Annotated in this window: 12 protein-coding genes; 2 read left to right on the top strand and 10 right to left on the bottom strand. The window is 67.4% G+C overall.

All coding sequences use genetic code 11. The annotated features are described in order from the left end of the window. Positions 1 to 353: 353 nt before the first annotated feature. Positions 354 to 563 (bottom strand): hypothetical protein, encoded by a 210-nt coding sequence (locus tag DVDV_RS19075; protein WP_075356183.1) that lies wholly within the window; start codon positions 561 to 563, stop codon positions 354 to 356. 85 nt (positions 564 to 648) lie between these two features. Here DVDV_RS19075 and DVDV_RS19080 point away from each other — a divergent pair, with 85 nt between their 5' ends. After that, positions 649 to 996 (top strand): helix-turn-helix transcriptional regulator, encoded by a 348-nt coding sequence (locus DVDV_RS19080; protein ID WP_075356184.1) that lies wholly within the window; start codon positions 649 to 651, stop codon positions 994 to 996. Positions 997 to 1,081: 85 nt separating this feature from the next. On the opposite strand, the gene DVDV_RS19085 is transcribed toward DVDV_RS19080, so the two are convergent. From DVDV_RS19085 to DVDV_RS19100, 4 genes are all read right to left on the bottom strand, one after another. Beyond that, positions 1,082 to 1,825: a hypothetical protein gene (locus DVDV_RS19085; protein WP_075356185.1), complete on the bottom strand. Its 744-nt coding sequence runs from the start codon at positions 1,823 to 1,825 to the stop codon at positions 1,082 to 1,084. A 116-nt stretch (positions 1,826 to 1,941) separates the two neighbouring features. After that, the gene (locus tag DVDV_RS19090; protein WP_075356186.1) at positions 1,942 to 2,187 is read right to left on the bottom strand and encodes a hypothetical protein; all 246 of its coding nucleotides are present in this window, start codon (positions 2,185 to 2,187) and stop codon (positions 1,942 to 1,944) included. A 15-nt stretch (positions 2,188 to 2,202) separates the two neighbouring features. Then, complete coding sequence (locus DVDV_RS19095; protein ID WP_075356187.1) at positions 2,203 to 3,684, bottom strand: sigma 54-interacting transcriptional regulator; 1,482 nt, start codon at positions 3,682 to 3,684, stop codon at positions 2,203 to 2,205. Between the two features lie 393 nt (positions 3,685 to 4,077). Continuing rightward, complete coding sequence (locus DVDV_RS19100) at positions 4,078 to 5,922, bottom strand: lysophospholipid acyltransferase family protein (RefSeq protein WP_075356188.1); 1,845 nt, start codon at positions 5,920 to 5,922, stop codon at positions 4,078 to 4,080. A gap of 234 nt (positions 5,923 to 6,156) precedes the next feature. Between DVDV_RS19100 and DVDV_RS23825 the strand changes: the two genes are divergently transcribed. Next, entirely contained in the window at positions 6,157 to 6,771 is a 615-nt protein-coding gene (locus DVDV_RS23825; protein WP_075356189.1) for a MerR family transcriptional regulator, read from the top strand. A 318-nt stretch (positions 6,772 to 7,089) separates the two neighbouring features. On the opposite strand, the gene DVDV_RS19110 is transcribed toward DVDV_RS23825, so the two are convergent. From DVDV_RS19110 to DVDV_RS19130, 5 genes are all read right to left on the bottom strand, one after another. Continuing rightward, positions 7,090 to 8,091, bottom strand: a complete 1,002-nt coding sequence (locus tag DVDV_RS19110; RefSeq protein ID WP_075356190.1) for a hypothetical protein — start codon at positions 8,089 to 8,091, stop codon at positions 7,090 to 7,092. A gap of 9 nt (positions 8,092 to 8,100) precedes the next feature. After that, entirely contained in the window at positions 8,101 to 8,334 is a 234-nt protein-coding gene (locus DVDV_RS19115) for a hypothetical protein (RefSeq protein WP_075356191.1), read from the bottom strand. A 454-nt stretch (positions 8,335 to 8,788) separates the two neighbouring features. Beyond that, a complete protein-coding gene (gene aroC, locus DVDV_RS19120) occupies positions 8,789 to 9,844 on the bottom strand; it encodes a chorismate synthase (protein ID WP_075356192.1) in 1,056 nt (351 codons plus the stop codon). 10 nt (positions 9,845 to 9,854) lie between these two features. Continuing rightward, complete coding sequence (locus tag DVDV_RS19125) at positions 9,855 to 10,967, bottom strand: oligosaccharide flippase family protein (protein ID WP_254845453.1); 1,113 nt, start codon at positions 10,965 to 10,967, stop codon at positions 9,855 to 9,857. Between the two features lie 141 nt (positions 10,968 to 11,108). Then, positions 11,109 to 13,985, bottom strand: coding sequence for a hypothetical protein (locus DVDV_RS19130; RefSeq protein WP_075356193.1), 2,877 nt, complete (start codon positions 13,983 to 13,985; stop codon positions 11,109 to 11,111). Between the last annotated feature and the right edge of the window lie 453 nt (positions 13,986 to 14,438).

A 14,438-nucleotide genomic window follows, 5' to 3' on the forward strand; every position in this document is an offset into this window, starting at 1 on the left:
TGGGAAGTGGCCGGGAGGCTGGTCGGCGGCGGCTGGCTGGCGAAGATGGGGGCGGAATTTGCCTGGGCGGATTGCCGCCAAAGCCCGGCAACCGCCCCAGGCAAATTCCGCCCCCAACCTGCCCTCGGCCCCGAAGACGGGGCCGAACAGGTTCGAGCAAGAGCGACAGGACAGGGGAGGGATGCTATGTCAACCGGCCTCCCGAAATTCGGCCCCACCATGTTGTGACGGCGCAGTGGCCGGCCAAGCAACGCTTGGCCGGCCACTGCGCCGTCCCGATAGGGAGGGTCCGGGAGGGGGTTACCCCCTCCCGGCCGCCGGAGGCATCTTTTCTTGTCTTCTCTTCTCGTTTCTTATGCTTCCTTACCACCGCCGACGCCGGCCGGGTCGGTGGGCAGGTACACCAGCTCTGCACCGATGGAGGCAGCGATGGCTTCCAGTTCGCGCTTGCGGATGTGCTCGGCAAAAAATTTGATGTCTCCGGTGGCGGCCACCACGCGGAAACGCGGCTTCTTCTCGCCCTGTTCGATCTTGCGGCGCTCGCGCGCAAATATCTTGGCCATGGTTTCCTCCGATGGGGCGGTTGCCCTGTTTGGTTGTTAATCGCAACATAGGTGTTTTAAGTACATATGTCAAGGAGCGGAAACGATGTCGGAGAAGGTCGGTCCCGGAAAACAGGACCGCTACATGCAGCCCTCGATTCTGATGGCTTTGCTGGACGGGCAGTCTCATGGCTATGAGCTGCTGCAACATATCGGAGAATTTGGGTTTTTAAAGGGCGATGCGCCACCGGGCATGATCTACCGGCATTTGCGCCAGATGGAGGAGGAGGGGCTGGTGGCTTCCGCCTGGGATGCCACGGGTTCCGGCCCGGCCAAGCGGGTGTATACCGTGACGGCCGAGGGCCGCGAGGTGCTTGACGCCTGGGTCGGCTACATGGAGCGCCAGGCCAGGGGGCTGCTCGCTTTTGTCGAGCGGTATCACAATCGCGGCTGAAACGTGTTTCCCGCCGAGGGTTCCGGGGGGCTACCCTCCCCCCGGCGGGGCGTGGGGCAGCGCCCCACTTTTTTGCCTACACCGTCTACGCCGCCTTGTCGCCGCGTTTGCCAAGCGCGGCCACCCAGCGGCCGTCGCCGTCGGCGCGCACCTGCAGCACGGCCTGCCCGGCCAACAGCGAGGGCCGCAGCCAGCCGCCGGTGGCGATAGCGTCGTCCGGGAGCGGGATCAGCGGATCGCGGTCCACCGACGCCACCTGGATGCCGCGGGAAAGCAGTTCGCCCACGGTCACGGTGGCCGGCAGCGAGCGCATGTCGCCCAGTTCGATGAACCGGCCGCACCAGCCGTGGCGGGTCAGGCCCACGGCGGCGGCCGCACCGATCAGGCCGTCGTTGGTGCCGCCGACTCCGGCCAGCAAAATGTCCGCCGCGGCAGCCATGGCCTGCTGTTGGCTGACCTTGCCGCCGTTGCAGGCCAGGGCAAAGGCCACCAGGGCATCGCTGACGCTTCGGCGCTCGGCCAGGCACACGCCGGGGTCGCTGCCCTCGGGCGCGAACGCGGTGAGGTAGGCGGCGGCGCTGTCAAAGATGAAGCGGCCAAGGCCCGGGTCATCGGTCTCGATGACGGCGCAGGCCGAACTGTTGTTGCTGGTATAGGGAATTTCCGGCCGCTTGGGCAGCTGGTGGCGCAGCACGGCCTGCAGGCGGCAGGTGTCGGGCAGGGTGGCGCAGAAATCGCGGATGGTGCGGCCCGTGCCTTTGGGCGACGTTTTGGTGTCCGTGTCGTCAAAACCGAGATAAAACAGGAACGTCTTGTCGTTGTGGGTCATGGCCCCTCCTTTGACGAGCCGCGCGCTCTCGTCGGGTGGAACCGCCTTTTACCACGCGGTTGCCGCCGGCGGCAATTTCAACTGTTCATAATAACTTATATTATTAATGATACAACTCACTTTCGCGGCTTTGCCCCACCCCCGGGCAGGGTCTCCTTGCCGGTGACGTGGTCCATGGAAAACCCGCCCTGGTAGATGACGCCCGTCACCGTATCCATGACGTATTCCTGTTCGCCATTAGCGATGTACTGGTAGCGGCCGACGCTTCGGCCTTCGCCGTACAGATACAGGCCGCAGGCCACGGCAGCCAGGAGCGCCAGCTTGAAGGCGATATCAATGAAATCCTTGAGCGATTGGGGCATGGCAGACACTCCGGGTCAGGACGCCTGGGCGTCGTCGTCGTCACGGGCCAGGCCGTATTTGCGGATGCGGTAGCCGATCTGGCGAAGGGTCAAACCCAGTTCCCGGGCGGCCCGGGACTGCACCCAGCCATGGCGCTCCAGGGCGCTTAACACCTGCTGGCGTTCCATGTCCCGCAGTTCGGCCGCATCCTCAGGCAGGACCGGCGGCCGCTCGCCCTCGGTCAACACCTCCGGCGGTATGTCGGCAATATCGATGCGATCCTCGGGCGCGGTCACCGCCAGCCGGGTCGTCATCAATTCCATTTCGCGGATGTTGCCCGGCCAGTCATACGTCTCCAGGGCCCGCAGGGCCTTGGAGGTCAGGGTCATGCGCCGGCCGCTGCGGGCCGCTTCCAGGGTGAGCAGATGGTCGAGCAGGGCCGGGATGTCCTCGCGCCGCTCGCGCAGGCTCGGCACCCGGATGGCCTGGGGCGATGCAGCCGCAGCCAGTTCCGGCGACAAGCCGGCGACCGATGCCTGGAAGGCCAGCCGGGTTGTTGCCCGGCGCAGCCGGCCGCCGCCCAGGCGGGTAAATGTCCCGGTGGACAGATAGCCGGCCAGGCGCTTGGCCGTCTCCGGGTGCAGCAGGTGGGCGTCTTCGATGAGCACCATGCCGCCCTCGGCCTCTTCCAGAAGTCCCGGGCTGCTGCCGCCGGTAAATCCCCGGGCGCTGCCGAAAAGCCGCAACCCGGCCGTGGCCGCTTCGGTTTCATCCCCGGCCTCAAAGACGGCAAAGGGGCGCACCGCCCGGGGCGAAAGCTCGTGGATGAGCCGGGCCAGCACCGCCCGCCCGGCCCCGGCCTCGCCGACCAGCAGCAGCGGCGCGTCGGACAGGGCTGCCCGGTCTGTTTCGGAGCGCAGCTGGCGCATGACGGCACTTTGGCCGTCGGAAAAAATATGGCGGTAGCGCAGCGATACCTTGGAGCGCAAAAAGGCCAATTCCTGAATCAGGCCGCTGCCCTGGACAACCGCCGTGGTGGCCATGTCGGTCATGCGCCCGATGAGCCCGGCCACAAACATGGCCGTGCGCAGCTCCTCGGCCAGCGTCGCCTCGCCGCCAAGCAGCCTGTCGGCAAAAAACCAGCCGCATCCGGCCCCGGCGACAACCACCGGCGCAGCCAGCATGGCCGCCTCGCCGGGCTGCGCCACCACCTCGCCCCCGCTGTCGGCAATCACGGCCGCGGCCCCGCGCCGCAACACCCGGGCCAATAACGCCTCCGGTCCACGCTCCAGCGTCGCCGACAAAATAAGGCTCATATCCGGTGCGCCCAGACTGGCCCGGATGGCCGGCCGGTCGTCGCTGTCAAGCAACACCACGGCCGCATGGCCAAGGGCCGGCGTCTCGGACAAGACAGCCAGCAGGCCGGCCAGCATGGCGTCCAGGCTGCGCCCGGTGTCCTCAGCCAGGGCCAGGCAGTCCAGAGCCCGGCGAAGGACGGCGAAACTTACGGCATCCATGGCGATTATTCTCCCTTTGCGCGGCGACGCGGCTTTGGCGCGGCTTTGGCACGCCGTCGCACAGCGTATCGTTCGGGGCCTTTGTTCCAGCTTTGTTGCCGGGAAGTCAATGCTTGGCGGCCGGGAAGCGAATCGGGGCGCTGCCCCGAACCCCGTCGGGGCGCTGCCCCGAACCCCGCCGGGGGGATGATCCCCCCGGACCCCTGCGATGGGGTTGGGGAGGGCGTGGTGTGGGTGTGGGCGTGAGAAAACGGGGTCCGGGATTTGGCCGGTGGTCTCAGGGCGGAGGCCGCCCCGAAACCGCCGGCCAAATCCCGGACCCCGACTCGCCAGCGGCCGGGAAGCCCGGCCGCATTGGTTTTGGGTAAGACTGGCGGGATGCGGGGTGGGAGGTCAGGCGCAGTGTTCGATGGTTTCGGGGGTGTTGTGGTAGGCGTGGAAGGCGGCGAGGCCGTCTTTACCCATGTAGCGTTCGAGCTGGCGGCGGTCGGCCTTGAGCAGGTCCACGACGATGAGGCCGTCGAGGCAGTCGCTGAAGTCCTTGTCCACGTTGAAGGCGAGCAGTTTGCCGCCGAGTTTGAGGTATTGGCGCAAGAGCACCGGGATGCCTTTGCGGTCGGCTTCGATGTCGTCGATCAGCGCGAGCAGGTCGTCGAGGTCGGCGACCAGGGTTTTGGCCGCCCGGGCCAGCCAGGTCTGGCCGCGAAGGGGGGTTTTGGGTTTGACGTGCCGGGCTAGGGCCGGGTGGGAGACATTGCCTTCGAAGTAGCCGGCCATGATGCGGCGCGAGGCGTGTTTGTATTCGCTGGTGATGCTGACCGGGCCAAACAGGATGCGGTAGCGGGGCTCGCGCACGACCATCTGGGCCAGTCCTTTCCACAGGAGCAGCAGCGGGGCGTAGCTTTTCTGGTATTCCGGCCGCACAAACGAGCGGCCCATTTCCAGGGCCGGGTCGATCTGCCGGAAAAAGGCGGCCTTGAGTACGAACAGCGTGCTGGTATAGAGGCCGGCCGGGCCTTTGGCGGCCAGCAGTTCGTCGGTGCGTCCGATGCGGTAGGCTCCGGCTATCTCGCGTTTTTCGATGTTCCACAGGAACAGGTGGCGGTAAAAGGGGTCGAAGCTGTCGAGGTCGCAGGATTTGCCGGTTCCTTCGCCGACCCGGCGAAAGGTGTATTCGCGAAGCCGCCCGATTTCCCGCAGGGCCAGGGGGATGGCCTCGGCTTTGGCCTCGATGACGGCGAATTCGCCGCTTTGATGCAGGATCGAGCCGGCCGGCAGGCTGGTGATCTCGTCGGCCAGGAGGTTTTGGTCCACGGCCGGGATGAGGGCTTCCTGGCGGGAGTGGGATTTGGGCGGCAAAAGCGGTGGCAGGCGGCGGGGCTTGTTCGGGCGGTCGCGCAAAAGGGCGGTGCGCAGGCGCAGGTAGCGCATGATGCAATCATCAGGCGCGGCGTTGCGGCTGGCCAGGCGTTCGAGCCGGGCAAAAGGCACCGGGCTGCCGATGCGGGCTTCGACGGTGGCTCCCTGTTTGTTGGCGAATTCCCGGGGCAGCATCAGGGTGCGAAGGATGGGGTGGACCAGGCCCAGGGCCTGGAACAGGCGGCTGTTGCGGCCGGCGAAGCGCACCGGCACCACGGTTGCTTCGGTTTTGCGCACGAGTCTGGCCACGGTGGCGCTCCACTTCGGATCGGCCACCTCCAGGCGGCCGTTGACCAATCGGGGATGGGAGACGGCCCCGGCCGGGAAGATGCCGAGCACGCCGCCGGATTTGAGCACGGTCAGACAGTCTTTGAGCGGGCGCACGTTGGTGGCGGTGGCCGACGCCCCGCCGAAGGGATCGACGAAGACGAACAGATCGCGCAGTTCCGGGATGCGCGAGAGCAGGAAATTGGCCATGATTTTGGCATCGGGCCGCACGGTCAGGAGCATCTTGGCCAGGACCAGCCCTTCCAGGCAGCCGAAGGGGTGGTTGGCCACCACCACCACCGGCCCGGTTTTGGGGATGCGCTCGAGCTCCTCGGCATTGGCCCGGATGTCCACGTCCATGGCGGCAAGCAGGGCATCGATGAATCCCGGGGCGTCGAGGCCCCGGGGCAGGCTGCGGTAGATGTCGCGCAACCGGCCAAGCGACAGGAGCCGGGACAGGGCCGGTTCGGCCAGGGCCAGGGCCCGGCGCAGGGGCGTTCCACCGAAATTCGGGTTCAGGGCAAAGATGTCGGGGTGCTGGATAGCATCCATGGCGTTCTCCCTCGTTGGCCGTCCTGGCCGGCTGGCCTGTGCTTGGCGGCTGCTGTTTGGTAGCCGGGGCCGGTTACGACTCTGTTGAGGTTTTGCGCACGGCTGTCGACGATTCTGTGGCACTTGGTGACAGGGGCCAATCCCCGGCCGTCCGGCCCGTCTTGACAGGGCGGGCCGGGTGCTTCAAGGCTGTGGCAAGGACGTATCGCCGGTCTACTACCAGGGAGTGACGCCGTGGCTGACAGCCGCCTCTATTCCATTGCCGCTATTGCCAAGATTCTGGATGTGCCGGAATCGACGTTGCATTACTGGAAGAACCGGTTTGACGATGTGCTGCCGAGCATGGGCAACGGCCGCAACAAGCGCTTCCGGGCCGAAGCGGTGGAGGTGTTTCGCGAGATCGGCGGAATGCTTGGCCAGGGCATGGCGACCGGCGACGTGCGGGCAGCCTTGTCGCGGCGCTATCCGGTCAATGTGGGCGGCGAGGTGGTTGCGGCCGGGGCTTCCGGCTCGTCCGGACTGGCCGGACTGGCCGGGCAGGCCGGGCAGGCCGGGCAGGCCGAGACCATGCTGGCCATGGCTGCAGCCATCGGTTCCGAGATTGCCCGGTCATTGGCCGAGCATCTGGGCCGGGCCGGGGGAGCGGCTGCGGTGCCTGCCCTGCCCCAGGAGACGGTTGCGGCCTTGCGGGAGGAACTGGAGCAGGCCCGGGCCGAGGGCGCGGCCCTTGGCGGCAAGGTGCGGGTGCTTGAAGCCGAGTTGATGCGTATTCGCAAGGATCGCCGGGAGCTCGAGCAGTATCTGGTGGACAAGATCAATGCCCTGCGCCGGCCCGGCGACGACGCGTAACGGTATCCGGGCGGCTGCGTTGCCGGGTCGCGGCGGGAAGTTTTGGGGGATGCCGGCGTGGCCGGTCCGGGTGCCGGATGGGCAGGCCGGTTTCGTGGGTCAGGCGCTCCCGGCCAGCAGGGGTCGGCCGCGCCCAAAATACGGGGAGGCCGCCTTCCCGGTCTGGCAACCGGGAAAGCAGCCTCCCACTCTTCGAGGACTGTCGCTGGGACCAGGAGCCGATCCCGACGTCGCGGTTACGTCGGTCCGTCTTTCCGGATGACGGCCGGCCGGCCCTGGCACATGGTACGTCCTGTGTTCCCTGGCGTCGCCTCTCCCCTACACGTCCATGATCTCAAGATAGACCAGGGTCTGGTTGAGCAGCTGGTAGGCGATTTCGCCAAAGGTGACCGGTCCGGTGAAGGGATCGGTCTTTTTGCCTTCCAACTCGGAGTACAGGTAGTTGAGGATGCAGTTGCAGGAGAAGGCCACCCGGGCGGAGTCGATGGAGCCTTCCTTGCTCAGGCGGTCGTTGAAGACCTTGACGTAGTCGAGAACGGGACGGGCGTGCTTGTAGCGGATGCCGGTAAAGACCGGGGCGTAGAATTTGACCTGCCCTTCCACTTCGTCGACGTCCTGGAAGCTGATATTGACCATGGCGCCGTAGTAGTCGGCCACGAGCGGCAGCTTGGTGTCGAGCTTGTTCTTGACGATATAGGCGGCGAAATTGCGTTTTTCGCCGTTGACCATGACGTCCTTGGCCGAGAAGCCGTCGGAAGCAAAGGTCAGGATGTCGCCGCCGCCCTGCTCAAACAGGTTGATGATGCCGATTTCCGCCACTTTGCCTTCGGGCAGCTGGGCCTGGAGCACCAGGGCGGCGTCTTCGAGGATCTCGCCGGTGCGGCCGTTGACCACCTTGGGGGTCTTCTTGCCAAGATCGCTCAAGTGGACGCCGGCCACCCAGCCAATCAGCGGGCGGATGCCGAAATCTTTGTAATTGGGGCCATTTAAGGCAAAGGCCAAGTGCGTCTTGCTGGCAGCGGGCAGGATGATGAAACTGAATCCGTGCTTGGGGCCTTCGGTATAGACCCGGGCCAGGCTGTCAGCGTCGTAGGTGGCGATTTCAATGGCTGCGGTGCAGTCGGTGATGTCTGTGGCGCAGATCATTTCCCGGCTGACCATGCCGCCTTCGGAGGCGGAAATGAAATAGGGAATGGTCCCGGCAATCCAGTCGCCCTTGGGCAGCTGGCGCAGGGCGTCTTCATCGCCGGCCAGGAGGAGTTTGCGGCCTGCTTCAATCTTCTGTTTGATATCCGCTACGGTGGAGATGGTCTGTTGCATGATACCCTCCTAGCCGAAAATGGTTTTCAAGTCGTCCTGAACGCTGGGCATATTTACGTTGTTGGCGAAGATCGCGTAGATCTGGTCTACGCTGGAACTGATGTTTTCCGGCGAAGGATCTTCCTTGACTGCGCGAGTCAGTCGTCCAAGCAAAATTTTGGCAGCGAGAAACTTGAGTTGGAATGTCTTTTTCCCGGTCACGATGTCTGCCCAAGCTTTGTTGCTCTTGCTGGGTACATCCATATTCGCCTCCTTCGTTGTGCGGCAGCGCGATGTTGCATCTTTTACGTAAAGCCTGGCCAGCTCTCTGTGCCGGATATGCCGTACCGGTCTCAGATCTGACGACCCGGGCTCGTGGGGGCATGGAGCTTCCTTGGGATACCAGCCGCAAAGCAAGGATCGCACCATGTCGGAAAGTAGCAAAAAAACACATGTTTAGAAGTAGAATACGGGAAAATGAAGCGTGTTTCAAGACAAATCCGCGCAAAAAGCGATTCCCTCCGGGTGGCAAGGAAGCGTTTTTCTAGAATTTATCACTCTATTTTAGTGCGTTAGCCGAAAGAGGAAAGATTGGGGCAAGGGGCAGGCAATTTGAGTCAAAAAGTAACAGTCTCGTGAGGACGCGGACCCAGACCCCTGGAAATGGGGAGAAAGCCTGAAAAGAATGCTGTCCGGCCAGTCCCCGCGAGGGCCGGGATCAGGCCGTCAGAACGCGCTGGGCCAGCCACAGGTCGGCCAGCACCAGCAAGACCATGGCCCGCACCACCGGTACGACGCGGGGAATGGCGCTGCGGTCGTGCCGGCCGCCCACCACGATCTCGGCCGGGGCGCCGAAAATATCCGTCGTGCGCTGGGTCAGGGCAATGGACGGGATGGGCTTGATGGCCGCCCGGGCCACCACCGGCTGCCCGTTGGCGATGCCGCCCAGGATGCCGCCGGCGTTGTTTGTCTCGGGCGGGCTGACAATGGGGTCGTTGTTGGTCGAGCCGGTGGCCCGGGCGGCGGCAAATCCCGACCCGATCTCCACGCCCTTGACCGCGCCGATGCCCATGAGCCCGTAAGCCAGCCGCGCGTCGAGCTTATCGAACACCGGCTCGCCAAGCCCGGCCGGAACGCCGGTGGCCACCACCTCGACAATGCCGCCCAGGCTGTCGCCCCGGGCCATGGCTTCTTTGGCCCGGGCTTCCCAGGCCGGGATAACAGCCGGGTCCGGGGCGCAAAAGGGCCGGTCGGCCGCGCCGGCCGGGTCAATGGCCGCAGCCGGGATGCCGCCGAATTCCACGGTATAGGCCACGACTTCGATGCCGTAGGGGGCGAGCATGGCCGCAGCCACAGCCCCGCCGGCCACCCGGGCGGCAGTTTCCCGGGCCGAGGCCCGGCCGCCGCCCCGGTAATCGCGCCGGCCGTACTTGGCCAGATAGGTGCCGTCGGCATGGCCCGGCCGCAGGAGATTTTTGGCGGCTTCGTAGTCCCGCGAGCGCTGGTCGGTATTTTCAATGACAAAGGCGATGGGCGTGCCCGTGGTTTCGCCCTCGAAAATTCCGGAGAGCAGGCGTACGGCATCGGGTTCCTTGCGGGCGGTGCCGGTCAGGCCGCCGGCCCCGGGCCGGCGGCGGTCGAGCTCGCGCTGGATATCGGCTTCGCCAAGGGCCACGCCGGGCAGGCAACCGTCGATGACGCCGCCAAGGGCCGGGCCGTGGGATTCGCCGTAGGTGGTCAGCCGAAAGATCGAACCAAAGGTGTTGCCGCCCATCATGGCCTCCTTATGCCCCGGCGTGGTCGGCCCGCCGGGCGCGCACCCGGCCAAGCAGCCACAGAAGCGACCCGGCCAGCATGACGGCGATGCCGGCAAACAGCAGCCAGGCAACGGTCATGGGCGAGTCGTGGTAAAAAAAGGTCAGCCCCAGGAAAAGCCCGACCCCGGCCGCCTGGAACCAGACAAATCCGAATTCGGACCGGGCCTGGAAATAGACAAAGAGAATGTTGGCCACGGCGAGCAAGGCCATGGCCGCGCTTATGACCGAGAGCAGCGGTCCGGCTGCGGCATACTCGGCTCCAAAGAGCAGGTGGACCACGAAATCCGAGCCGATGAGGCAAAAAAGGGCAAACCCGCCGCCCAGGGCCGCTGTCATGCCCATGGACAGCCACAGGGAGGACAGGTCGTTTCGCCCGGATTCCTTGGCCGAGGCCGCCTCGGTGAAAAGCACGCTCATGAGCACCGAGGGCAGGTAAAAGGCGATGCGCCCGAGGATGGCGGCCGTGGCGTAGAGCCCTGCCCCTTCGGGGTCGCAGTAGTGGCGCACCAGCACCATGTCGAGGTTGCCAAGCACCATGACGATGATCGACGACAGGAGCATCCCCACGGAATAGGTCCCGATTTCTTTGAGAAGACCCTGGGGCAGGGGGCTGGCTTTGACCGGCACCACGTCGCGCAGAAACAGGAAATTGACGCACAGGGCCGCGGCAATGCCGGTCAGGCTGGCAAGCAGGGCGCCGTTTATGCCGAAGGACAGCCCCCAGACAAAGAGCAGCGCCCCCAGGAACCGGAAGCAGGCATTGGACGCCCCGGCGATGCCGTAGCCGGTGAAACGCTGCAGGCCCTGCAACATGCCCCAGGGAACCGGCAGGATAAACGAGCCGGCCATGACGCCGAGCATGAGCAGGATGGGGGAGGCGGCTTCGATGTGCAGAAACGACTGCAGGGCCGGCAGGGCCAGCACGCCCAGGCCATAGGCCAGGGCGGCCAGACCGGTGGCCAGGACCAGGGCGCGGCCGAGCAGCGAGCGGACCAGCCCCATGTCGGTCAGGACAAACCGGGCGGTAAACCGGGCGATGACCAGGGGGACAATGGCCAGGGGCGCGGAAAAGATGACCATGGTGGAATTGATTGAGCGCGTTAAAACTGCCGAAATCCGCCGGACTCATGGACCGGCCCACCACCAGCTGGAAGAGGTAGTTAAACAGGTTGCCGGAATTGAGCAGGATGAGGATGACGATATTCTGCTTGAGAAAGCGTTTCACGAACGGATGTCCTCGGGGGCGGCCGCCCGGTTGGTGGCAGTGGGGTAGAGTTGCAGGGCGAGGCCGGCCAGGAAGGCGTACAGGCCGGCCTGGGCGCAAAATTCCGAAGCCGACAGCAGGTGAAGGCTGCGCAGGACCGCGGCCAGGGCCAGGGCCAGGGCAAAGCCCAGGAAATAGCTGCGGCCGGTCCCGGCCGCCAGCCACAGGCCAAGGGCGGGAAGCGGCCGCGACAGCCGGCCCGCCACGGCCGGCGCGCACACCCGCCATACCGGAACCAGGGCCAGCCCGGCAAGGCCCAGGGCCACCCGTCCGGCCACGCCGCCAAGGGCCAGGGCCACCAGGCAAAGCCCGGCAGCCAGCCCCCCGAAGAGCAGGCGCTCCCGGCGGATGGCCGAAGCCTCGGCCGGCGGGGAGGCCAGCCAGGCGCACGGCCCGGTAACCAGCCCGACCATCCGCCCCGGGCCGGCCAGACGCAGGGCCACGGCCACCGCAGCGGCCAACCCAAGCGCGGCCAGGATCCGGCCAAGCGTCCCCGGACCGCCGGACGGACCGGCTGCCGGGGCCGGTGCGGCCAAGCGGGAGAGATGGAGCGGGGCGTCGGTTTCAAAGCACAGGGCCGACACGCCGTACCAGGGATTTTCAAAAAAGCGCACGGATGCGGCCTTGGCCGGCAGCCGGGCCGGGCCGATGCCCAGCCAGTCGTCGGCGGCGTTTAAGCGGGCGGCGGTTTCCTCGGTAATGGGGCCGGGGGTGTGGCGGATGTCGGCCAGGGAGAGCAGGGGTGTGGCCGCAAAAAAGGTCCGCCAGCCGGCCTGCACGTCACCGGAAAAGACCGGATCGGCCAGTTCCAGACGGCCCGGCGGCTGTCCGCCAAGGCCGGCCACGGCGATGGTGGCCGGGGTCGGGCCGGCCGGCAGGCGGGCGGCCAGGAGGCCGGACCGGGTGTCGGGCACGGCTGCATCGCCGCCGGCCACGGACACGGCCGCCGGATCACCCACCAGTTCGAAGGCGGCGGTCAGCCAGGCCATGGAGCCAAGGGCGGTGCGCGGGATATAGGCCGGCTGGCCGGCCGTCTCGACCGGCAGTCCGGCCGAGGTGGCCGGCCAGGGCAGGGCGGCGTCGTAGAGGCCGGCGCTGGCCGGACCGGCCGGCACGGCCACCAGCATGGCCCGGGTGATGGGCAGGGAAAACTCCCGGCCCGAAAAGGCGAACCGGACTTCGGCCCGGACAACCCTGGCCGGCAGCCCGGGCAGGGCGACGGGCTGGCCCGGACGCAGGGGATAGATCTTCGCCGGGTTGGACTCCCCGGCGGCATAGACGGCCAGGGCCACGTCGGTCAGGCCCGGAGCGCGGCCGATGTCCAGGCGGAAAAAGTGCTCGGAGCCGGCTTGCCGGGCAAAGGCGGCGTCAACGGCCATGGTCAGGCCCGGCCCCCGGCCTTCGACGGTCAGCCCGGCCGGGGTGCGAAAGAGGCGCACCCCGCCGGCAGCGGTAAAGAGCCCCTGGCCGCCGGACACGAAGACCGGTTCGGCCTCGATTTGTCCGAAGCCGGGCCGGGACGGCCCGGACCCCTGGGTGCGGGCAAAGGGCGGGGCCAGGCTCCACAGGGCGGCCACGGGCACGCCGCCGTCCGGGCGGCTGATGTCCGGGGTTGCGCCCAGGCCCGTGGCCAGTTCGTCGGCCGCAGCCAGAAAGGCCGGGGTGTCGCGGCGCGGCGAGGTCAACGCCAGAAAGGCCGCCTCGGCCGTGCCGCCGCCGGGCTGTCCCGGAGCCATGGGGGCGAGGGTCAGGCCCACCCGGGCCGTGCCGCCGGGACCGATGGCGGCGGCGGCCTGGGACACGTTGACAAAGACCCGGCGCGTCCCGGCAAAGGGTTCGCGCACCCGGGTGGGCAGGCGTCCGGGCAGGCCGCTTTGGGCCAGCATGGCCGGGTCAAAGCCCGAGGCGGTGAAGACCAGACGCTGGATGAGCCGGTCCCGGGCCACTTCGGCCGGTCCCTGGCGGAAAAACATCAGGCTTATTTCCTTGAGCCGCGCCCATTTGATGCCGGGATGGCGCTCGCGCAGATAGCGGCCCACGTAGACGCGAAGGACGGTGCGGCCGTCTGGCAGCGCAAAGGTGCGCTTGGCCAGGGCATACCAGTCAAGGACGGTGCGCGACCGGGGGTTGGCCGGGTCCAGGGCCAGGACGAGATTGAGCTGGACCGGGGCCGGGCGGCGCAAAATGATGTCCACCGCGCCAAGATCCAGGGCGTCGCGGTCAAAGCGGCGTTGCAGGAAGGTGGAGGGGCCGTCCTGGGTGGTGCGCCAGACGTCGTCAAAGGGCAGGTCCAGGACCCTCCGGGCCAGATACAGGGCGTTCTTGTCGGCCCAGGCGGCCCCGGCCACGGCAACGGACTGGTCCGGGGCAATGGCGGCCAGATAGGTGTCGCCCAGGCGGTCCACGCATTCCAGGGGATCGCTGCCGTAGGTGCGCCCCGTGGGGGTGGTGACGGTCAGGGCGGCCAGGGTGGGGTTGTCCGGCGCGGCGTCGCGGATGTCGAGCGCCACTTCGTTAAAGCGCCCCAGGGCGATGTCCGGGCCGCCCTTGGCCGCAGCCAGGGTCAGGGCGGTGCGGCCGCCCGGAGCCTCGACCCGGCCGTCCAGGGCCAGGGGGGCGGTTTCGAGCACGCGGGAGTATTTGACCTTTTTGGCCCCGATCTTGACCAGCAGCCGGCCTTCGGTCGCGCCGTCCTGGCCAAAGAGCTCTCCGGGCAGGCGCAAAGGGGCCGGCCCGGGCCTGGGGTCGAGGTCCAGGGCCGGGGCCGGTGCGGCCAGGGCCAGGGCGGCCAGGAGCGCGGTTAAAAACGCGGCCAGACTAGGGCGTTTGCCCATGATCGGCTCCCTGGGGCGGTTGGACGGTCTCGGTTCCGGGACCCGGCTCGACAGCGGCGGGCTTGTGGCGGCGCTGGCGCGTGGCCCGGCGCGGAGCCGGCTCGGCCGGGACGGCCGCGTCAGGACCAAGGCCCGGAGCAGTGAGGTCAGGGCCGGCCGGCGCGGGGCCGGCTGGAGAGGCCGCCTCGCCGGCACCTGGGGCCTCCCCGGCCGGCTGCTCGCCTTCCCGGGGGCCGGTTTGGCTTTTTTGGGCTTTTGGCTGGGGAAACGGTCCAACACTTCGACCTCGATGGCCGTGCCGAGATCGGCGTCGGGGTTGGTCACCGGGGCGGCCGGGGCCGCCGGGAGGCCGCTGGCCGGGGAACGGGCGGCACGGCTGTACCGGGCGCGGCCGGCGCTCCAGGCGCGGTCGGCGTCTGGCCGGCCGGGGCCGGCGGGCCGTCGGGCCGGGCT

The organism is Desulfovibrio sp. DV (assembly GCF_001936595.1).
Classification (GTDB): Bacteria; Desulfobacterota; Desulfovibrionia; order Desulfovibrionales; family Desulfovibrionaceae; genus Solidesulfovibrio.

Excerpts from the sequence above, each read along its gene's own strand:
- DVDV_RS19100 (WP_075356188.1), bottom strand. The coding sequence starts at position 5,922 with ATGGATGCTATCCAGCACCCCGACATCTTTGCCCTGAACCCGAATTTC.
- DVDV_RS19110 (WP_075356190.1), bottom strand. The coding sequence starts at position 8,091 with ATGCAACAGACCATCTCCACCGTAGCGGATATCAAACAGAAGATTGAA.
- DVDV_RS19125 (WP_254845453.1), bottom strand. The coding sequence starts at position 10,967 with ATGGTCATCTTTTCCGCGCCCCTGGCCATTGTCCCCCTGGTCATCGCC.
- DVDV_RS19130 (WP_075356193.1), bottom strand. The coding sequence starts at position 13,985 with ATGGGCAAACGCCCTAGTCTGGCCGCGTTTTTAACCGCGCTCCTGGCC.
- DVDV_RS19075 (WP_075356183.1), bottom strand. The coding sequence starts at position 563 with ATGGCCAAGATATTTGCGCGCGAGCGCCGCAAGATCGAACAGGGCGAG.
- DVDV_RS19085 (WP_075356185.1), bottom strand. The coding sequence starts at position 1,825 with ATGACCCACAACGACAAGACGTTCCTGTTTTATCTCGGTTTTGACGAC.
- DVDV_RS19115 (WP_075356191.1), bottom strand. The coding sequence starts at position 8,334 with ATGGATGTACCCAGCAAGAGCAACAAAGCTTGGGCAGACATCGTGACC.
- DVDV_RS19095 (WP_075356187.1), bottom strand. The coding sequence starts at position 3,684 with ATGGATGCCGTAAGTTTCGCCGTCCTTCGCCGGGCTCTGGACTGCCTG.
- DVDV_RS19080 (WP_075356184.1), top strand. The coding sequence starts at position 649 with ATGTCGGAGAAGGTCGGTCCCGGAAAACAGGACCGCTACATGCAGCCC.
- aroC (WP_075356192.1), bottom strand. The coding sequence starts at position 9,844 with ATGGGCGGCAACACCTTTGGTTCGATCTTTCGGCTGACCACCTACGGC.
- DVDV_RS19090 (WP_075356186.1), bottom strand. The coding sequence starts at position 2,187 with ATGCCCCAATCGCTCAAGGATTTCATTGATATCGCCTTCAAGCTGGCG.